Genomic DNA, 19,095 nt, shown 5'->3' with positions numbered 1-19,095 from the left:
CTTCGTCGAGTACGTGAACAGGTAATGCGTGCCGAGGTGTTGACGCCGTATTGCCAGCTGAGTACAACGTTGTAAACGCAGCGGACAGCCAGGAAGCGCGGCTGTCATCGATGTGTATTGCAACGTTGCACTCTGTCTCAGTCTTGTCCGCCCTTGTTCCCCTTGCCCAGTCTTGTTCGCCGTGGAAGGACGCATGCCCATGCGGGACCGCATACCGACCCCGTCGCCGCCAGCCCCGTCCCGCCGTCGTGTACTGCGCGGAGGGCTCGCGCTCGGTGCGGCCGGCGCCGCCACGCTCACCCTCGGCGGCTGCGGCAGCACCCTCGCGCAGGGGTTCACCGGCGGCGCTCCCTCACCGTCGCGGCTGAACTTCTGGAACCCGTTCACCGGCGGCGACGGCGAGCGCATGCTGGCGATGCAGGACGCCTACCGGGCCGCGCACCGCTCGACCGAACTGAAATCGGCGACGTTCCTGTGGGGCAACCCTTACTACACGAAGCTGACTCTCTCCACGCTCGGCGACCGGCCGCCGCAGGTCGCGGTGGTCCACCTGTCGAAGCTGCCCACGCTCGCCGAAGCGGGCCTGCTCACCGAGCTGCACACCGGGGATCTGGCCCGGCACGGGCTGACCGAGGACAAGTTCGACGCACGGCCCTGGCGGAAATCCCAGTTCGGCGGGGCACCGCACGCCGTGCCGCTCGACACGCATCCCTTTGTGCTCTTCTTCCGTACGGACATCGCAGAGAAGGCCGGACTGCTGGACCAGCAGGGCCAGTTGGCCGATGTGGACGGGCCCGACGCCTTCATCGACGCGCTGCGCGCCGCGAAGGAGGTGACCGGCGCCTGGGGCGGTTCGGTCGCCTCGGTGAAGGAGGCCTCGATGCAGTTCCGGCTGTTCTGGTCGTTCTACCGGCAGGTCGGCGGCGGGGATCTCGTAGCCGACCAGGGCAAGCGGGTGGTCATCGACACCGCTGCCGCGGCCGAGGCACTCGCGTACATCCGCCGCCTCAGCCAGGAGAAGGTGATTCCCGCGAACACCGACGGGAAGGGTGCCATCACGCTGCTGACCACGGGCAAGGCCGGATTCCTGATGGACGGCGTCTGGCAGGCCCTCGCGGTCCAGTCGGCGAAGGTGAAGTTCGACATGCGGCCCCTGCCCCGCATCTTCAAGGACGCGCCCTACGCCTGCGCCGCCGACTCGCATGCCCTGGTGCTGCCCAAGGCCCCCACCGAGACGGCCCAGCGCCTCGATCTCTCCCTGGGATTCATCGCGTCGATGCTGCACTCCAGCAAACTGTGGGCGGAGGGCGGCCATGTGCCCGCCTGGCTGCCGACACAGCGTTCACGCGCGTACAAGGAACTCGTTCCGCAGTCGCACTACGCCACGGCCGCCGACGGCGCGGTCTACGACCCGGCCGCCTGGTACGGCGGCGCGGGAAGCACCATGCAGAACGTGGTGGGCGACGCCGTGACCTCCGTCTTCACCGGCGACACCAGCCCGACGGCGGGCGCCGCGCGGTTGCGCCGCGATCTGCGCGAACTGGCGTCGCGCCCCGCTCCCGTATGACCGGGCCCGCTTCCTGCCGACGCCCGACTCATCTCGCACCACCCGCCCTTGGATCCCGTACGCCTTGACCGAAAGGCCGAACCGTGGCCACGACGACCGCTCCCTCCTCGACGTCCAGCAGACGCGACCGCTGGGCAGGCCCGGGGATGCTGCTGCCCTTCGCCCTCTTCTACCTGGTGTTCCTGGTGGGGCCGCTCATCTACACCGTGGTCGCCGGATTCTTCGAGACGAGCCTCCTCAAGAGCGGTCTCGGCGACTTCGCGGGCCTTTCCAACTACTCGGCGGTGCTCGGCGACGCGGAGTTCTGGCGGACCCTGCGCAACACGCTCTGGTTCACGGTCCTGACGACCGTGCCGCTGGTGTTGCTCAGCCTGGTCCTCGCGCTGTTCGCCGACCGGTTCGTGCGAGGCCGCTGGTTCATCCGCTTCGCGTTCTTCGCGCCGTTCGTACTGCCGTCCGCGGTCGTCTCGCTGCTCTTCATGTTCATCTACGCCGACCAACTGGGCCTGGCCCAGGAGGTGGTGAAGTGGTTCGGCGTCGACACCCCGCCGTCCTGGCTCGGTGACCCGGACTGGGCGATGATCTCCATCGCCGCGGCCACGGTGTGGTGGACGATCGGCTTCAACTTCGTGCTCTATCTGGCCGGCCTGCAGGACGTGCCGCGCGAGGTGCACGAGGCGGCCGCCATCGACGGGGCCGGGCCCTGGCAGCGCATCCGGCACGTGGTCGTGCCGATGCTGGGCCGTACGACGACCCTGGTGACGGTGCTGCAGGTCATCGCCTCGCTGAAGGTCTTCGACCAGATCTACATGATGACCAGCGGCGGACCCGACGGCAGCACCCGCCCCTCCCTTCAGCTCATCTACGACACCGGGTTCGTCGAGGGCCGCGTGGGCTACGCATCGACCGTGTCGCTGCTGCTGTTCCTGGTGATCCTGTTCGTCTCCCTCGTCTGGTTCGCCCTCGTACGCCGTGCCGAGAAGGAGAACTGACCATGACCGCGATCGCCACGCGCCCCGACACCGGACAGCGCGGCACCACCACCCCGCCGGCCCGCCGCCGCGACTCCGAGCGCCTCTTCAACCGGGTGGCGCTCGGCACGCTCATCGCCCTCGCGCTGCTGTGGCTGGTGCCGCTCGCCTGGGCCCTCGCCACCTCCGTGCGGCCGGCCCAGGAGGTCGTCACCAACCCGACCGGCTGGTTCACCGCGCATCCCACCCTGGACGCGTACGGGGAGATCTTCGACGCGGGCAAGCTGCCCTACTGGTACGCCAACAGCTTCATCACCTCGATCCTCACCACGGTCCTCACGGTGATCATGGCGTCCCTGGCCGCCTTCGCCCTCTCGCAGACCCGTTTCCGGCTGCGCCGGGCCGCGTTCGTGATGCTGCTCGCCGGGATCATGATCCCGGGGCAGGTCCTGATGATCCCGCAGTTCCTCGCGCTCCAGTCGGCGGGACTCCTGAACACCTACTGGGGTGTCGTGCTGCCCCAAGTGCCCAATGTGGTCGCGGTGTTCGTCTTCAAGCAGTTCTTCGACGGAATCCCGCGGGAGCTGATCGACGCGGCGCGCGCGGACGGCGCGGGCTGGCTGCGCACCTACTGGCAGATCGTCATGCCGATCTCCCGCCCGGCCGTCTCCGCCGTCACGATCTTCGTGTTCGTCGGCGTCTGGAACAACTTCCTCTGGCCCCTGCTCGTGGTGACCGACCCCGAGATGATGACGCTGCCCGTCGGACTCACCTCCGTCCAGGACGTGTTCGGCGTGCCCTACGCCCAGCTCATGGCCTCCGCCGTGCTCGGCGCGATCCCACTGCTCGCCGTCTTCGCGCTGTTCCAGCGCCGCATCGTCGAGGGCATCGCAGGCACCGGCCTCAAGTAGCCCACGGCCAGGCCAGGCCGGCTCAGCCCTGCCAAGCCCCTGCCAAGTCAGCAAGCCGCACCACAGAGAGGCACCAGAACATGCCGCACACCGCACGGTTCGTCATCGACCCGGAGTTCAGCGTCGGAGACGTCGACCCGCGCCTGTACGGAACCTTCGTCGAGCACATGGGACGCTGCGTCTACACCGGCATCCACGACCCCGAGCACCCCACCGCCGACGCCGACGGATTCCGCGGCGACGTCGCCGATCTCGTACGCGAACTGGGCACCGGCCTGGTGCGCTACCCCGGCGGCAACTTCGTCTCCGGCTACCACTGGGAGGACGGCGTCGGCCCGGTCGCCGATCGCCCGCGCCGCCTCGACCTGGCCTGGCGCTCCATCGAGACCAACCGTGTCGGAACCAACGAATTCCTCGGCTGGGCGCGCCAGTTGGGCCTTGACCCGATGATGGCCGTGAACCTCGGGACGCGCGGCATCGACGCCGCCCGCGCCCTGGTCGAGTACTGCAACCACCCGAGCGGCACCGCCTGGTCGGACCTGCGCATCAAGCACGGCGTGAGCGCACCGCACGACGTGAAGCTGTGGTGCCTGGGCAACGAGATGGACGGTCCCTGGCAGACCGGCCACAAGTCGGCCACCGAGTACGGGCGGCTGGCGGCCGAGGCCGGAAAGGCGATGCGCCAGGTCGACCCCTCCATCGAGCTCGTCGCGTGCGGCAGCTCCAACTCGCGGATGCCGACCTTCGGCACCTGGGAGCGCGAGGTCCTCGAGCAGACCTACGACGAGGTCGACTACCTCTCCCTGCACGCCTACTACGAGGAGTTCGACGGCGACCGCGCCAGCTTCCTCGCCTCGGGCGCCCACATGGACCAGTACATCCGCGACGTGGTGTCGACCGCCGACCACGTGCGGGCGGTGCGCGGCGCCAAGAAGCACATCAAGCTCTCCTTCGACGAATGGAACGTCTGGTACGCCGCCCGCTTCGTCGGCGAGCGCAACCTGGAGACCGCCGAGACGCCCCGCCTCATCGAGGACACGTACAGCGTGACGGATGCCGCGGTGGTCGGCTCGCTGCTCATCACGCTGCTGCGCAACGCCGACCGGGTGGCCATCGCCTGCCTCGCCCAGCTGGTCAACGTCATCGCGCCCATCCGTACCGAGCCCGGCGGTGCCAGCTGGCGCCAGACCATCTTCCATCCCTTCGCCCAGGCGGCCCGGTTCGCCACCGGACGCGTGCTGCGCACCGAAGCCACCGGGCCCCGCATCGACACACCTCAGTACGGGGACGTGTCCGCCCTCGACACCGTGGTGACGCACGACGAGGAGACCGGCGCGCTCACCGTCCTCGCCGTCAACCGCGACCAGGAGCAGCCCCTGCTGCTCGAGGCCGCGCTGCGCGGGGAAGCCGCCGGATACCGCGTCGTGGAGCACCTGGTCCTCGCCGACCAGGACCCGGACGCGGTCAACACCGAGGCGGAGCCGGACCGGGTGGTGCCGCGCCGCGCGTCCGGTACGCACATCTCCGCCGAGGGTGCGCTGACGGCCGAGATCCCGCCGGTGTCCTGGAACGTCATCCGGCTCGCGCCCCAACGCGACTGACAGCGGGCCCAGTTCGTTCCCTCAACTCCCGTGCACCATCCACCGCAGAGTCAGGAGAGGCCCATGTCCGCGCACGACCCCGCACGATCACGTCTCCTCCGCCCCACTGTTCTGTTCCCCTTGCTGCTCGCCTTCCTGGCGGCGCTGTTCGTCACGCAGTCCGGGTCGTCGGCCGACGCCGCGACGGGCACCTTGCTGCGCGATGGCACCGGCCTGTACCCGCGCGCCGTCAGACTCGCCCACAACGGCGATGCCAACGGCCGCGTCCTGGCCTCGGTCGTCACGTTCGACGGGAACAACGGGCTCGGCGCGATCCACGAGAGCACGGACGGGGGTGCGTCGTTCCGCGAGGTCGGCACCGTGCGCGATCCCGAGGCCGCGGGCGGGCAGGGGCTGTGCTGCTCGACGCTGTACGAACTCCCACAGCGCATCGGCAAGTTGCCCGCGGGGACGCTGCTGTGGGCGGCGTCGGTCGGGCAGGACGAGCCGAACCGGCGCATGGCCCTGCGGGTCTTCAAGAGCAACGACGTGGGCCGCAGCTGGAGCTATCTGTCCACCATCGCCACGGCGTCCAACGACAAGGGGCTGTGGGAGCCGGAGTTCTCCGTCGACGCCTCCGGGCAGCTCGTGGCGCACTACTCCGACGAGACCGATGCCGCGCACAGCCAGAAGCTGGTGGCCGCGCGCACCGCGAACGGAGTGAACTGGACCGGCCACCACGACACCGTCGCGAGCACGCTCGCCTCGGACCGGCCCGGCATGGCGGTGGTACGCAAGATGGGCGACGGGACCTACTTCATGTCGTTCGAGATCTGCGCGGCGGCGGGCCAGTTCCAGTGCGTCGTGCACTACCGGACCTCGTCCGACGGCTGGAACTGGGGCTCGACCACATCCCTGGGCATCCGCCCGGAGACCGCCGACGGCAAGTACTTCAAGCACGCGCCGAACCTGGCCTGGGCGCCGCAGGCGGGCAACCCGAAGGGCAGGCTCTTCCTCGTCGGCCAGGTCATGTACAACCGCGACGGCAGCAAGGCGGCCGGGAGCGGGCGCACCGTCTGGGTCAACAGTGCGGGCGGCTCCGGAAGTTGGCGGGAGATCCCCGCGCCGGTCGCCGTGGAGTCGACGGCCGTCGACTACTGCCCCAACTACAGCTCGAGCCTGCTGCCGTCGGCCGACGGGAACAGGCTCCTTGAGATCGCCACGGACTGGTCGGGCTCGGTCTGCAAGCCGTACTTCGCCACCGGGCCGGTGCCCCCCGCCTGAACGTGGACCTGCCGCGGGCCCGCCGGTGTGCGGCCACACGGGGGAGCCCGCAGCGAGCCTGCGCCGCGCCGGCCTCGGCAGCCGTTACCGAGAGATCATGACCTACGACCCACTCGACGTGATGTTCCGGCGGATCGACCTGACGCAGGCCATGGAAGAGCACTTCGGCAGCAGCCGTGACTGGCCCCTGCGCCTGCGTGCCGCTCACGCCCAGCTCGAGCAGTTGCGCGGACTGCTGGGAGACGCCCACTACGAGACGTTCACGGAGAGCGCCGTCGAGGCCGTCCGGCGTCGCGCGGAGAGCCAGGGCCCCCGGGACCTCCACGGCCAGTACCTCGGCCGAGAGCTCCACGAGCAGGAACAGTTCCTCGGAGAGGACGCCGCACACGTCGCCTGGGGCATCGCCTGCGGGCTCACGGTCCTGCTGGACGACGAGTTGTACGAACAGGTCATCGAGACAGCGGCAGCGGCATGCCGCACCGACGCGGGCGTGCGGAGGGAGGGAGCACTCACCTGAGTGCTCCCTCCCTCCGGCGTCAGGTGCCCTGGTTCAGGGCGTCCCGAGGTGCGTCAGTGGCGCGGGCCCTGCTTCCGGTCGCGCCAGCCTTCGCCCTTCGCGCCGCGCTCGCCCTTGGCGTCGTCGAACTCGATCTGCTCCTTGCGCACGGTGTCCGAGACCTCCTGGGTCTCGGTGACCTTCTCGGTCTCCAGGCGGACACGCTCGACCGGCACGGATTCCTTGCTGACCACTGCCTTCTCGGCGTGCAGGGTCACCTCGGTCTGCTCCTCGCCGATGTTGGCGCGCGTGCGGTCGCCCTCGCGGATGGGCTCGCGTACGACACGAACCTCCTCGTGCGAGACGGGGACGGAGGTCTTCACGTCTTCGGTGACGACCACCTTGCGCAGTCGGGCCTGCCCGACCTCCTGCTCTTCCGTCCCGACACGCAGTCGCTCCTCCGAGCGGATCATCTCGTCCCGCTTGGCGTCGTCGCCGGCGCCGGAGCGCGTCGCGAACTCACGCGCGCCCGCGTTGCGTCCCTCGCCCGCACCCATGCCCATACCGGCACCCGCGCCGGCTCCGGCCATGCCCGCGGCACCGCGGTTACCCGCGGCCGGGGCGGAGCGGGGCGTGCCGCCGGTCCGCTTCATCCCGTAGTGGGTGTAGAGGTCCTGCTCCTCGCCCGGGTCGAGGTGCTGATCGGCGTCCACGCGCGGAGCGTCCTTGACGGCCTCCTTGGTGGCCGTCACGTGGAGCTCGTCCTGCTGACGGCGGGCTCCGGCGAGCGGCACGAAACTCTGCTTCATGCCGAAGAGACCGGTCTTGACGGTCACCCACTCGGGACGCCCAGTTCGGTCGTCGAGATACACCTGCTCGACGCTGCCGATCTTCTCGCCGGTCCGGTCGTAGGCCGTAAGGCCCGCGAGCCCATCGGCGCTGGTGAAGGCCTCGCCCTGAGTCATGGGTGATCACTCCCTCGCAGCGCGCGACGGGCGAACCGAATCTCGCCACGGACGTCGCACGCGTCCCCTCCATCCCGCTCCGGACCGGTGGGCGACGCAACCAGGAGAGTCACTGAGCGTGCGCGGACGGCGAGTATGAGGTCCATTCGCTGGCTGTTTGCGGCGATCGGGGCGATTTGGCCCGCCGCCCCTGCGATTAGCCCGTACGGGTGAACCGCCCCAGGGCAGGGCCGGCTAGGGCAGTGCTGCCCGCACCAGGACCTGTTCCGTCTCGGACGGGAAGAAGCCGGTGATCCCCTGCATCAGACGCAGCGCCGTGTTCACGCGCCGGGGGAGGGGCCGTGGCAGACCCGCCGGAGCCAGAGCCGCCACGCACGGCGTGGTCCGCGCCTGGTCCAGTTCGTGCTGGGCGCGCTGGTCCTCGCCGTTGCGGATGTGGACGAGCGCGCGCCGGACGCTGCCCGACGCCTGTTCCGAGACGCTCAGGAGCGCGGTGATGCCGGACGCGTCAGGATCGCCGGCCGGCCGGGTCAGGGGGGCTGTCGCGGCCTCGGCGAGGGTGGACTCGCGGGCGGCCAGCCGGAGGTGGGTGCTTGCCTGGTCCAGGATTTTGACGATCGCGCACAACCGTCCCGTGTCGAACGAGGCCATGGGATGACTCCTCTTCGATGCCGCGTGGGCGAACACGCGCACGAGTAGTTTGTCCTTCAGGCCTATCACCGGTGCGCGCCGTGCCCGAACCCCTGCGGGGGGAGCGCACGCGGCGCGCAGGGAAGAACGGACTGGGACGCGTCGGCCGGTATTTCCGCCCGGGGGCGCACACCCCGTCCACGGCCCACCCCGTTCGCAACCCGCCCCACCCTGGCCGGGCGGGCGTCAGGACTCGGGTGCGGCGGCGACCGGTACGCGGGCCATCTCCACCGTGAACTGCGCTCCGGCCAGCAGCGCCAGATTCGACATCCAGAGCCACACCAGGAAGACGACCACCCCGGCCAGCGAGCCGTAGAGCTTGCCGTAGCTGCCGAATCCGGTGGCGTACAAGGTGAACAGGCCCGAGGACAGGAGCCACAGAAGCGCGGCGAGGAAACCCCCCGACAGGCTGCGGCGCCATCCGCGCTCCGAGGGCGGCGCGTTGCGGAAGAGCACGAGGACGAGCAGGACGACCAGACAGACCAGAGCGGGCCATTTCATGACATTCCATACGGTCTGTCCCGCGTCGCCGACCCCGATGCGCCGTCCGACGGTCGGGACGAGAGAGCCGCTCAGCACGAGCAGGAGCGCGCTGGCGGCCAACAGCGTGAGCAGCGCGACGGCGGTCATCAGCACGCGGTGCGCCTTGCGCCACACGGGCCGGGTGTCCTTGACGCCGTGCATCGCGTGCAGCGCCCGCCGGAAGACGGCCGCGTAACTGGAGGCGGACCACAGCGCGCTGACCCCGCCGGCGATCACCACCGTCACGGCGGCGGACCGTGCGTCGGCCATCTCGGTGAGCGCCTCGTGCAAGGCGCTGCCCGACTCTGCGGGTGCCCAGTCGGAGACCTCGGCGATGAGTGTCTGGGTGGTGCCGGGACTGACCAGGCTGATCAGGCTGACCGTGACCAGGAGGGCGGGGAGCAGGGCGAGAATCGCGTAGTACGTCAGTGCCGCCGCCCAGTCCGACACGTCGTCGTTCCACATCGCCACCGGCGTGCGGCGCAGCGCGGCGCCCCGCCGCGCCCACGCCGAGGAGGCCCCGGCCCGCCCCGCAGGGGCGCACAGCGCGCCCGACCCGTCCGATACGCGGGCGGTCGCACGCGCAGGCGTCGCGGAACTGTCCATGGGCTACTCCTCGTTGTCTCTGCTGCCGACGGCGCACCGCGCCGCCCTATCCGCTCGATTCCTTGGACGCCGGTCGCCCGGGCCCGTTACGCGGAAGCGAGCGGAATTCAATCTTCCACTGCCCTCCACTGCTCTCCCGCAGCCGCCCCGGCATGCGGGCGCCGGGCGGTACACCTCCTGGATGTGCGTCTTCCCGCGGACGGCGGATGCAAGGGTGCGCACGGGCCCGGGCTCCGCCGTTGCCGTTCGGTGACATTGCGGACAGTGCTGTGACGGGGGAGAGGGCAACGGACGCGGGGTGTCGCAGGTCGTATGTGGTGTGAGGGTCGGGCAAGCTGACCTTTCGACAACGGGGAGTTGACGATGATGAGCGTTCGCATGAGCCGAGGACTGTGTGCTCTGGGTGCCGCGGTGGCCGTGGCGGGTGTGGTGGCCGGCACGAGCCCGGCCTCCGCCGCCGGATCGCCCCGGTTCCTTGCTCCGGCCGAACTGCCGCCGCACGCGTCGTCGGCGTGGACCGCGGGTCCGGTGACCTCCGGACAGCCCGACCCGCTGCCGATGTGCGTGGGGGAGGCCCTGCCCTCGATCTCCGTGCACCGCGCCTACCGCACGGATCTGGACACCAGCGCCCTCCAGGTGACGGTGGTCGAGCGCAGCGAGCAGCGCGCCAAGGACTTCGCGGCCCTGCTGCGCAAGGACCTGGACGGCTGCGCGAAGAAGGTGATGCAGGAGAACCCCGACATCACCGCGACGCAGAAGTACTACGGCAAGCTGAACGTCGAGGAAGGCGCCCACGTCTACGGCGTCCACACCGAGTCCACCGGTGGATCCTCCGACATCAACATGTTCTCCGTCGGCCGGGACGGCACCACGGTGACGCTCGTCAAGTGGGGGCAGATGGGCAACTTCGCCAACGCTCAGGTGGCCGACTTCAAGGCCACGACCATCAAGGCGGTCAACAAGCTGTACTGACGGTCCAGCTCCACCGGTGCCGCCCATCGTCTCGGCCGATGGGCGGCACTCGTGCGTAACGGGGCTGCTGTGGCGGGTGGTTGAGGGGAAGCGGGGTGATCGTCGGGGTCGCTGCCAGGGGAGTGGTGTGCGCGCTCTTTCCCGGGTTCGGACCCCCTACTTCCAGCCAGACTAAGGTTAGGCTAACCTTCACGCCGTGAGATCAGGTGAACGCGCAGGTAGCGCAACACGTCCGCGCGGTCACGAACTGTCCGCCGAGCGCATGACGGTGTCGTACGACGGCGTCGACGTCGTCCACGACGCCGCCATCCAGCTCAGGCCCGGCGAAGTGACCGCTCTCGTCGGCCCCAACGGGAGCGGGAAGTCGACGCTGCTGCGGTCCGTCGCCCGTCTCCAGGGCGCCCGGCAGGGCACGCTGACCCTCGATTCCGGCACGGCCGAGGCCGCCGACGGCTTCGACCTCACCGCCCGCCAGTTCGCACGCCGCGTCGCGCTCCTGACAGTGAAGATGTGATTGGTGGTTCCGCTGGTGAGCCTGACTCGCCTACTGACTGACGTCAGCGACTGTCCTGTTTGGGATTTGTCGGTTCATCGGCGGGTCCGCCATGCACGCGGCCGGACGGGCGCTTGTGACCTCATAGGAGCTTGGTCCAGAAGCCCCGTCACTGTCTTGTCCACCCGCCCGACCGGCGCGTGCCGCCCTCGGAACGGACTCGCAAGGACGGACACGACCAGCATGACGCACGAAGCCCGGGAGATCACCGGCGGAGTCGACACCCACGGCCTGACGCACCATGCCGCGGTAATCGACCAGATCGGCCGGCACCTGGCCGACCGGGAGTTCCCCGCCAGCATCCGTGGCTACCGCGACCTGCTGGACTGGATGCGTTCCCGCGGCGAGTTGGCAGCGGTCGGAGTGGAGGGCACCGGCGCCTACGGGGCCGAACTTGCCCGGGTTCTCACCGCGGCCGGGGTCACCGTCATCGACGTGGACCGCCCCGACCGCAAGACCCGCCGGATGAAGGGAAAATCCGACCCGATCGACGCCTACGCCGCCGCGACGGCGGTACTGTCCGGCCGGGCGACCGGCGTTCCCAAGAGTCGGGACGGCGTGGTCGAGGCGGTGCGGGTCCTGCGGATGGCCCGCCGCAGCGCGGTCAAGGCCCGCACCCAGGCGATGAACCAGATCCGCGGCCTGCTTGTCTCCGCGCCCGCGATGCTGCGCGAGCAGGTCGCAGGGCTGGACCGGGCCGTGCTGATACGCACGCTCGCCCGCCTGCGGCCCGGCGACGACCTGTCCCGCCCGCTCGCGGCGACCCGGGCATCGCTGCGGCGACTGGCCCGCCGTCACCTGGCGCTGGACGAGGAGATCACCGAGCTGGACTGCGAGATCGGACCGCTGGTGAAGCAGGCCGCCCCAGCACTGCTGGAACTGTTCGGCGTCGGCCCCGAGACCGCCGGGCAGCTGCTGGCCTCAGCCGGCGACAACCCCCAACGCATGCGCTCCGAGGCGGCATTCGCGCACCTCGCCGGAGTCGCCCCGATCCCGGCCTCGTCCGGCCGCACCCACCGCCACCGGCTCAACCGCGGCGGCGACCGGGCGGCGAACAACGCCCTGCACACCATCGTGCTGGTCCGCATGCGCTTCGACGAACGTACCCGCGCCTACGTCGAACGCCGCACCAAGGAAGGGCTAAACAAAAAGGACATCATGCGCTGCCTCAAGCGGTTCGTCGCCCGCGAGGTCTACCGCGCTCTGACCGCCACACCAACGGAACGAATCACTCAAACCGACCTCGCTCCTGCAGCTTGACAAGCATAGGAGCATCCCAAGGGCGCCCCACACCGGGCGGCCTGACCGTCCGTGACGTCGTGGAGTTCGGCCGCTACCCCTACCGGGGCCGCTGGGGTCAGGCCGACGCGGGAGGCGCCGCCGTGGTCGAGCGGGTGCTCACCCTGACCGGCGTCGACGGCTTCGCCGACCGCGCCGTCGACCAGCTCTCCGGCGGACAGCTGCAGCGGGTGTGGCTCGCCAGCTGCCTCGCCCAGGAGACCGGCGTACTCCTCCTCGACGAGCCGACCACCTACCTCGACCTGCGCTACCAGATCGAACTCCTCGACCTGATGCGTGACCTCGCGGACGACGGCGGCATCGCCGTCGGCGTCGTCCTGCACGACCTCGACCAGGCCGCCGCCGTCGCCGACCGGATCGCCCTGCTCGACGCCGGGCGCATCGTCGCCGACGGCGCCCCCGAGGACGTACTGCTGCCGGAGCGCCTCTCCGCCACGTACGGCATCCGTATCGAGGTCGACACCGACCCCCTCACCGGCCGGCTGCGCACCCGCGCGATAGGCCGCCACCACAGCAGAAGCGAAAGGCTCCACACCTCCTCATGAGACGCCCCCTCATCGCCGCGACGGCCGCCACCGCCGTGGCCCTCATCCTGGCCGGTTGCGGCTCCTCCGAGCCCGCGAAGACCAGTGCGGAAAAGAAGTCCGAGCCGATCACCCTCACCGACGCCAACGGCAAGACGGTGAAGCTCGACGGCCCGGCCAAGAAGGTCGTGGGAACCGAGTGGAACGTCGTCGAGTCCCTGGTGACCCTCGGCGTCGACCCCGTCGGTGTCGCGGACGTCAAGGGCTACAAGGCGTGGGACTCGGCCGTTCCGCTGAAGAACGACCCCAAGGACATCGGCACCCGCGGTGAGCCGAGCATGGACACCCTCGCCGGTCTCACCCCCGACCTCATCGTCACCACGACCGACATGTCGGCCTCCGCCGTCAAGCAGATGAAGAGGGTCGGCCCCGTCCTCCAGGTCAAGGCCGCCGACGCCTCCGACCAGGTGGGCCAGATGTTCGACACCCTGGACGTCATAGCCAAGGCCACCGGCACGACGGACGAGGCCAAGAAGGCCAAGGAGTCGTACGACGCGAAGGTCGCCGAAGGCAGGAAGGCGCTGAAGGAGGCCAAGCTCGACGGCTCGAAGATCGCCTTCGCCGACGGCTACGCCGCCTCCAACCAGGTCTCCCTGCGCGGCTACACCAGCACCTCCCTGCTCGGCGCCGTCAACGAGGACCTCGGCCTGAAGAACGCCTGGAAGATCAAGGGCGACAAGGACTACGGCCTCGCCACCACCGACGTCGAGGGCCTCACCGCGCTCGGCGACGACGTGCGGTTCGTCTACATCGGCAACAAGGGCGACGACAGCTCCGACGTGTTCACCGACGAACTCGCCGACAACTCCGTCTGGAAGTCGCTGCCGTTCGTCAAGGACGACGAGGTCCACCGACTGGACGACGGCATCTGGATGTTCGGCGGACCCGGGGCGATGGAGGCGTACATCGACGCCCTCGTCGACACCCTGACGAAGTAGGAGACCGTGGTCGTCACCGCAACGCCCTCAGCCACGCCCGAGCGCGCGGTCGCGTCCCCATCGGGCGCGGTCGCGGTGACGGCCGGTCTCGTTCTTCTGGTCGCCGTCCTCGCCGTCGTCGACATCACGCAAGGCACCGCGTCCGTCGGCCCGGGCGAGGTGTGGCGGGCCCTCACCGGCCAGGCCGAGCAGGGCGACTCCTCCGTCGTCATCGCCTCACGCATGCCGCGCATGGTCGCCGGGATCCTCGTCGGCGTCGCGCTCGGCGCGGCGGGCGCCGCGCTCCAGGCCGTCAGCCGCAACGTGCTCGCGGCACCGGACACCCTTGCCGTCAACGCCGGTTCGTATCTCGCGCTGACCCTCCTGGTCGCCAGTGGCGCCACGGCGCCGCTGTTCGCCTCGTCGGGCGTGGCGTTCATCGGCGGCCTCGCGGCTGCCGGCGTCGTCCTCGCGCTCGCCGGACGCGGTGGCGGCACCGTCCGCCTCGTCCTCGCCGGCAGCGCGCTCGCCCTCGGGCTCAACGCCATCACCGAGGCGCTGCTCCTGCTGTTCCCCGAACAGACACAGGGGATGTACCAGTGGGGCCAGGGAAGCATCAGCCAGAACGGCTTCGACGGAGTGGCCGAGATGGCACCGGTCGTCCTGGTCGCGCTGGCGGGCCTGCTGCTCATCGCCCGCCGCATCGACGCCCTGGCCCTGGGCGACGACGCCGCGCGCGGCCTGGGCATCCCGGTTCGCGGCACCCGCGTCGCGGCCGTCGTCCTCGCCTCGCTGCTCTCGGCGGGGTCGGTGACGCTGGCCGGGCCGATCGCCTTCGTCGGACTGTGCGCTCCGGCCCTGGTACGGCCGGTCGCCGGCCGCGTCCGCGGCCTCCTGCGCCACCGGATCCGCATCCCGGTGGCGGGACTCGTGGGCGCCGCCCTCGTGCTGGGCTCCGACGTGCTGCTGCGCGCCGTGACGTCCTCCCAGGTCGCGGTCACCGTGCCCACGGGCGTCATCACCAGCGTCGTCGGCGCCGTGTTCCTCGTCGTCATGGCGATGCGCACCCGCGACGGCGCCGGGGCCGCTGCGCCGGACAAGCTGCGCATCCCGAGCCGGGCCGCCTACCTCATCACGGTGGTACTCCTCGTGGGCGCACTGGTCGGCGTCACGATCGCCGCGGTGCTCGTCGGCGACAGCACGTTCCTGCTCGGCGACGTGGTCAACTGGGCCCGCGGCCAGTCGGGCCAGGCCATCACCTTCGTCCTCGACACCCGCGTGCCACGGGTGCTTGCCGCGCTCCTCGCGGGTGCCGCACTCGCACTGTCCGGCACGCTCGTGCAGTCGGTGACCCGCAATCCGCTCGCGGAACCCGGCGTCCTCGGCGTCTCCGGCGGAGCGGCGCTCGGCGCCATCATCCTCGTCACCTCGGCACCGGGCGCCGGATCATGGAGCATCGCGGGTGCCGCGTTCGCCGGCGCAGCGGTCAGCTCCGTGGTCGTCTTCGGGCTCGCGGCGAAGGGGGGCTTCCAGAACACCCGGCTCGTCCTCGTCGGCATCGGTGTGTCCTCGGGAACGATGGCGCTCATCAGCCTGCTGATCGTGCTCACCGACCGGTTCAGCGCGACCAAGGCGCTGATCTGGCTCTCGGGTTCCACCTACGGGCGGAGCGGCACCGACGTCCTGCCGGTCGCGGCCGTGCTCGTGGCCGGCGCGGTCGTGGCCCTCGCCCGCCGCAAGGAACTCGACCTCGTGTCGCTCGACGAGGACACCCCGCGCCTCCTGGGCCTCGACCTGGCCCGCGGACGCCTCGGGTTCCTCGTCGTGAGCGTGCTGCTCAGCGCCACCGCGGTGGCCGCGGCCGGCACGATCGGCTTCGTGGGACTCGTGGCGCCGCACGCGGCACGCGCGCTGGTGGGCCGACGCCACGTACGGGTCGTCCCGGTGGCGATGCTGCTCGGTGCGTCCCTCGTCTGCCTGGCCGACCTGCTGGGCCGCACGGTGATAGCCCCGGCCCAACTGGGTGCGGGACTCATGACGGCGGTCGTCGGTACGCCGTACTTCGTGTACCTGCTCGTACGCAGCCGCCGATAGCCGACGGCCCCGCCGCGACGGGGGGACGCGGCGGGACCAAGTAGTCGGGTGCCCCGGAAAACGCGGACCACGCATACGAGTTTCACCGGAGATCCCGGGCCGGGGTCGCTGATCGGCGGTATAGATGCATACAGCCCGTCTCCATACAGTCCGTCCGCCGGCACCGCGCACGAAGGGACTTCGGTCTTGACCATCGTCGTCACCACTCCGACCGGCCACGTCGGCATGCGTGTCGTCCGGCTCCTGCTGCAGGCAGGGGCCCGCCCGCGTGTCATCGTCCGCGACCCCGCCCGACTGGATGCCGCCACCCGGGCCCTGGTCGACGTACGCCAGGGCGATCTGACGGACGCCGACTTCGTCCGCGAGGCGACACAAGGCGCGCGCACCGTCTTCTGGGTCGACCCCACTCCGCACACGGACCCCGAACCGGTGGAGGCCTCACGCGCGGTCGGTGCCGGATACGCGCGGGCGATGCGGGACAACGGCATTGCCCGGGCCGTCCTGCTGAGCAGCATCGGCGCCGAGCGGCGCCACGGAGTGGGGCACATCGACGGCCTGGCAAGGATCGAGGAACAACTGGACGCCACGGGCGCCGATGTCCTCCACCTGCGCTGCGGCTACTTCTTCACGAACCTCCTGTTCGACCTGGATGACCTGGCCCGAGGGGCGCTGACCAGCACCGCCGACCCGCGCGCCGTCATGCCGTGGGTCGACCCCCGCGACATCGGGGACGTGGTCGCCGCCCGGCTCCTGAGCGACAGCTGGCGTGGCCGCGTGGTCCAGGCCGTCCATGGCCCGGAGGACCTCACGTATCCGCGCGTCACCGAGATTCTCTCGGGGGTCCTGCAATATCCGGTCAGGCTGGAGAGCATCACCGACGACGGTGTACGTGACGCACTCCGCGCGGCGGGGCTGCCGCCCGGCGCGGTGGAGGGGATCGTCGGCATGACCGCCGGATCGCGCGATCTCGTCCCCGAGCAAGCGCGCGACCTGACGACAACGACCCCCACCACTCTGGGGAGTTGGGCCTACCAGCACCTGCGCCCGAAGCTGCTCGCCACAGCGGACGAGCCGACTGTCTGACGGCGGCGAAGGTGGCGACGAGCGGCGTCACTCGCCTGCGCCCACCTCGTTGAAGCGCACGATCTCCTCGATCGTCTCGGTGGCATGCATGCACAACTGCCGTCAATCCGGAGGCGCTTGACTCCCTGTCAGGCTGTAGCCCCACGGAGAGCGACCGCCGGGATCACCGCGACGGCCAGCGTGCCCGCGGCCATCGCCAGAAGCGGATAGCCGCCGCCCGCCACCACCAGGCCCGAGGCCATGCCACCCGTCGCGCCCGCCAAGGACATGCCCACGTCGGCCAGGCCCTGCACCGAGGCACGGCTGTCGGCGGGGGCCGCATCCGTGATCAGAGCCGTGCCGCTGACCAGTGCCAGGTTCCAGCCCACGCCCAGCAGGACGAGCGCACAGGCCAGCAGCGGCACGCTGTCCGGCGGGGCGAGCCCGGCGAGCACGCCCGCGCTCAGCAGGACGGCCCCGGAAGCAGCCGCCACGGGCAGCCGGCCGATCCGGTCGGCGAGCAGTCCACTCAGCGGCGAGGGCAGGAACATCGCGCCCACGTGCAGCGCGATGACGAACCCCGCGGCCTGAGTGCTGTGGCCGTGCCCGGTCATGTGCAGGGGAGTCATCGTCATCACGGCGATCATCACCAGCTGGGCGGTGATCATCACTGTGGCACCCGTGACCACGCCGGGGGAGAAGCGCTCCGGCGGCCGGGGCGCACTTGAGGTGGCCGGTGCGTCAGCTTGCGGTACGGGTGCGGCCGTGGCGTCATGCGGCGGCTGGAGGCGGGCCAGGAACAGCGGGTCGGGGCGCAGCCAGATGAGCAGCACAAGACCCGCGGCCGTGTAGGCGAGTGCCGCAAGCAGGAAGGGCCCGGCCAGCCGCGGGATGCCGTAGGCGTGTGCGAGCGCGCCGGTCGGGCCGACCAGGTTGGGTCCCGCGACCGCGCCCAGCGTCGTGGCCAGCAGTACCGTGCCGGTGGCGCGGCCCCGCCGCTCGGGCGGCGCGAGATCGGCGCCCGCGTACCGGGCGAGCAGCCCGGTGGCCGTACCCGCCCCGTACACGAAGAGCGACACCAGCAGCAGCCCCGCCCACTGCCCTGCGGCCGCCGCCACGACCCCGGCGCTGCCGAGCGCGGCGATGCCATGGCCGAGCGCAAGGCCGGGGCGTCGCCCCAGGCGTTGGGAGACCCGCCCGATGAGCGCGGCGCCCAGGGCCGCGCCCGCGGTGAACAGCGCGGTCGGCAGTCCGGCCAGGCCCGTGGAACCGAGCAGATCCTCGGCGAGCAGCGCGCCGACCGTGATGCCGGCCGCCATGCCCGCGCCGCCGAGTGCCTGCGAGAGGACGAGTACGGTCAACACGCGCCGCAGTACGCGGGGCGACGCCCCTTCTCCGGGCCGCGTGACGGTTGCGGTCATGCCGCTCCCGGCACGGGCGTCTGCTCGCCGACGTCGAGGGCCGCGATCTGCGCCAGGGACAGGTCGAGTTCCTCGTGCAGGAACCGTACGACCGTCCAGTGCGGCAGGGCGTCCTCGTCGAACGGCCCGAATGCGGCGGTGTAGAGGGGAATCCACCGCAGGGCCTCCTCGGCGGCCGTCTCGCGCCCCGGGTCCGCCTGATACGCGTCGTACGAGATGCTGCGGTGGTGGATGAAGTGGCCGCCGGGCAGCCGCTGTTCGCACAGGTCGCGGTACTCGTGGGTCTGCAGGATGAGGTAGTGCCAGATCTCGTCGATGTCCTGCTCGACGGGGAGGAAGAGGCCGCCGAGCCGGTCGGGATGGCGCGAGACCAGGTAGAGATAGCGCAGACACTCACGGACCTGGTGGGTGACGACGGAGGCGGCCGGAGCGCCGGGCTTCGCCGCGAAATGCGCCACCACCTCATCGTGCAGAGCACTGCCGAGCAGCTCGTGGGCGGTGGGTGCGGGTGCGGGTGCGGCAGGTGTGTGCATGGCGTTGTCCTGTCGGCGCTGCGGGCGGGAATCAGGCAGGGGTCTGGCAAGAACCAGGCAGGATTCAG

At 70.7% G+C, this 19,095-nt stretch carries 16 protein-coding genes and 2 pseudogenes; 13 read left to right on the top strand and 5 right to left on the bottom strand.

Going from position 1 to position 19,095, the window contains the following annotated elements; genetic code table 11:
- Positions 1-199: 199 nt before the first annotated feature.
- From OG302_RS04285 to OG302_RS04260, 6 genes are all read left to right on the top strand, one after another.
- Positions 200-1,567, top strand: coding sequence for an extracellular solute-binding protein (locus OG302_RS04285; protein WP_371525456.1), 1,368 nt, complete (start codon positions 200-202; stop codon positions 1,565-1,567).
- Positions 1,568-1,650: 83 nt separating this feature from the next.
- Positions 1,651-2,559: a carbohydrate ABC transporter permease gene (locus OG302_RS04280; protein WP_371525455.1), complete on the top strand. Its 909-nt coding sequence runs from the start codon at positions 1,651-1,653 to the stop codon at positions 2,557-2,559.
- A 2-nt stretch (positions 2,560-2,561) separates the two neighbouring features.
- Complete coding sequence (locus OG302_RS04275) at positions 2,562-3,449, top strand: carbohydrate ABC transporter permease (protein WP_371525454.1); 888 nt, start codon at positions 2,562-2,564, stop codon at positions 3,447-3,449.
- 80 nt (positions 3,450-3,529) lie between these two features.
- A complete protein-coding gene (locus OG302_RS04270; RefSeq protein WP_371525453.1) occupies positions 3,530-5,050 on the top strand; it encodes an alpha-N-arabinofuranosidase in 1,521 nt (506 codons plus the stop codon).
- 63 nt (positions 5,051-5,113) lie between these two features.
- Complete coding sequence (locus tag OG302_RS04265; RefSeq protein ID WP_371525452.1) at positions 5,114-6,313, top strand: sialidase family protein; 1,200 nt, start codon at positions 5,114-5,116, stop codon at positions 6,311-6,313.
- Between the two features lie 97 nt (positions 6,314-6,410).
- Entirely contained in the window at positions 6,411-6,830 is a 420-nt protein-coding gene (locus tag OG302_RS04260) for a hypothetical protein (RefSeq protein WP_371525451.1), read from the top strand.
- 53 nt (positions 6,831-6,883) lie between these two features.
- Here the strand turns inward: OG302_RS04260 and OG302_RS04255 are convergent, their stop codons facing one another.
- From OG302_RS04255 to OG302_RS04245, 3 genes are all read right to left on the bottom strand, one after another.
- A complete protein-coding gene (locus OG302_RS04255) occupies positions 6,884-7,774 on the bottom strand; it encodes a DUF2382 domain-containing protein (RefSeq protein WP_371525450.1) in 891 nt (296 codons plus the stop codon).
- Between the two features lie 234 nt (positions 7,775-8,008).
- Positions 8,009-8,425, bottom strand: a complete 417-nt coding sequence (locus OG302_RS04250; protein WP_371525449.1) for a hypothetical protein — start codon at positions 8,423-8,425, stop codon at positions 8,009-8,011.
- Positions 8,426-8,650: 225 nt separating this feature from the next.
- Positions 8,651-9,592: a YihY/virulence factor BrkB family protein gene (locus tag OG302_RS04245; RefSeq protein ID WP_371525448.1), complete on the bottom strand. Its 942-nt coding sequence runs from the start codon at positions 9,590-9,592 to the stop codon at positions 8,651-8,653.
- Between the two features lie 378 nt (positions 9,593-9,970).
- Here OG302_RS04245 and OG302_RS04240 point away from each other — a divergent pair, with 378 nt between their 5' ends.
- The 7 genes and pseudogenes from OG302_RS04240 to OG302_RS04210 all read left to right on the top strand — a co-directional run bounded on the left by OG302_RS04240 (position 9,971) and on the right by OG302_RS04210 (position 17,094).
- Positions 9,971-10,564: a hypothetical protein gene (locus OG302_RS04240; protein WP_371525447.1), complete on the top strand. Its 594-nt coding sequence runs from the start codon at positions 9,971-9,973 to the stop codon at positions 10,562-10,564.
- A 196-nt stretch (positions 10,565-10,760) separates the two neighbouring features.
- Positions 10,761-11,066 (top strand): annotated as a pseudogene (locus OG302_RS04235) (ATP-binding cassette domain-containing protein); the annotation flags it as partial.
- A 234-nt stretch (positions 11,067-11,300) separates the two neighbouring features.
- Complete coding sequence (locus OG302_RS04230) at positions 11,301-12,377, top strand: IS110 family transposase (RefSeq protein WP_371525446.1); 1,077 nt, start codon at positions 11,301-11,303, stop codon at positions 12,375-12,377.
- 14 nt (positions 12,378-12,391) lie between these two features.
- Positions 12,392-12,961: pseudogene (locus OG302_RS04225) on the top strand (ABC transporter ATP-binding protein); the annotation flags it as partial.
- The gene (locus tag OG302_RS04220; protein ID WP_371525445.1) at positions 12,958-13,938 is read left to right on the top strand and encodes an ABC transporter substrate-binding protein; all 981 of its coding nucleotides are present in this window, start codon (positions 12,958-12,960) and stop codon (positions 13,936-13,938) included. The pseudogene OG302_RS04225 and the gene OG302_RS04220, both read left to right, overlap by 4 nt.
- Before the next feature lie 6 nt (positions 13,939-13,944).
- Complete coding sequence (locus tag OG302_RS04215; protein WP_371525444.1) at positions 13,945-16,011, top strand: iron ABC transporter permease; 2,067 nt, start codon at positions 13,945-13,947, stop codon at positions 16,009-16,011.
- Positions 16,012-16,197: 186 nt separating this feature from the next.
- Positions 16,198-17,094 carry an NAD(P)H-binding protein gene (locus OG302_RS04210; protein ID WP_371525443.1) on the top strand — a complete coding sequence of 299 codons (897 nt, stop codon included), beginning with the start codon at positions 16,198-16,200 and terminating at the stop codon, positions 17,092-17,094.
- Between the two features lie 128 nt (positions 17,095-17,222).
- Here the strand turns inward: OG302_RS04210 and OG302_RS04205 are convergent, their stop codons facing one another.
- Both OG302_RS04205 and OG302_RS04200 read right to left on the bottom strand, forming a co-directional pair.
- Positions 17,223-18,494, bottom strand: coding sequence for an MFS transporter (locus tag OG302_RS04205; RefSeq protein WP_371525442.1), 1,272 nt, complete (start codon positions 18,492-18,494; stop codon positions 17,223-17,225).
- Entirely contained in the window at positions 18,491-19,027 is a 537-nt protein-coding gene (locus tag OG302_RS04200) for a hypothetical protein (RefSeq protein ID WP_371525441.1), read from the bottom strand. The genes OG302_RS04205 and OG302_RS04200 overlap by 4 nt, the downstream gene beginning before the upstream one ends.
- Between the last annotated feature and the right edge of the window lie 68 nt (positions 19,028-19,095).

Source organism: Streptomyces sp. NBC_01283, assembly GCF_041435335.1.
Taxonomy (GTDB): domain Bacteria; phylum Actinomycetota; class Actinomycetes; order Streptomycetales; family Streptomycetaceae; genus Streptomyces.
Note: the sequence above shows the minus strand (reverse complement) of the source record. Positions and strands in the feature narration are given on the sequence as shown.

What these genes read in the sequence shown, in the direction of transcription:
- OG302_RS04285 (WP_371525456.1), top strand. Translation starts at nt 200, where the DNA reads ATGCGGGACCGCATACCGACCCCGTCGCCGCCAGCCCCGTCCCGCCGT.
- OG302_RS04275 (WP_371525454.1), top strand. Translation starts at nt 2,562, where the DNA reads ATGACCGCGATCGCCACGCGCCCCGACACCGGACAGCGCGGCACCACC.
- OG302_RS04270 (WP_371525453.1), top strand. Translation starts at nt 3,530, where the DNA reads ATGCCGCACACCGCACGGTTCGTCATCGACCCGGAGTTCAGCGTCGGA.
- OG302_RS04265 (WP_371525452.1), top strand. Translation starts at nt 5,114, where the DNA reads ATGTCCGCGCACGACCCCGCACGATCACGTCTCCTCCGCCCCACTGTT.
- OG302_RS04260 (WP_371525451.1), top strand. Translation starts at nt 6,411, where the DNA reads ATGACCTACGACCCACTCGACGTGATGTTCCGGCGGATCGACCTGACG.
- OG302_RS04255 (WP_371525450.1), bottom strand. Translation starts at nt 7,774, where the DNA reads ATGACTCAGGGCGAGGCCTTCACCAGCGCCGATGGGCTCGCGGGCCTT.
- OG302_RS04250 (WP_371525449.1), bottom strand. Translation starts at nt 8,425, where the DNA reads ATGGCCTCGTTCGACACGGGACGGTTGTGCGCGATCGTCAAAATCCTG.
- OG302_RS04245 (WP_371525448.1), bottom strand. Translation starts at nt 9,592, where the DNA reads ATGGACAGTTCCGCGACGCCTGCGCGTGCGACCGCCCGCGTATCGGAC.
- OG302_RS04240 (WP_371525447.1), top strand. Translation starts at nt 9,971, where the DNA reads ATGAGCCGAGGACTGTGTGCTCTGGGTGCCGCGGTGGCCGTGGCGGGT.
- OG302_RS04230 (WP_371525446.1), top strand. Translation starts at nt 11,301, where the DNA reads ATGACGCACGAAGCCCGGGAGATCACCGGCGGAGTCGACACCCACGGC.
- OG302_RS04220 (WP_371525445.1), top strand. Translation starts at nt 12,958, where the DNA reads ATGAGACGCCCCCTCATCGCCGCGACGGCCGCCACCGCCGTGGCCCTC.
- OG302_RS04205 (WP_371525442.1), bottom strand. Translation starts at nt 18,494, where the DNA reads ATGACCGCAACCGTCACGCGGCCCGGAGAAGGGGCGTCGCCCCGCGTA.
- OG302_RS04200 (WP_371525441.1), bottom strand. Translation starts at nt 19,027, where the DNA reads ATGCACACACCTGCCGCACCCGCACCCGCACCCACCGCCCACGAGCTG.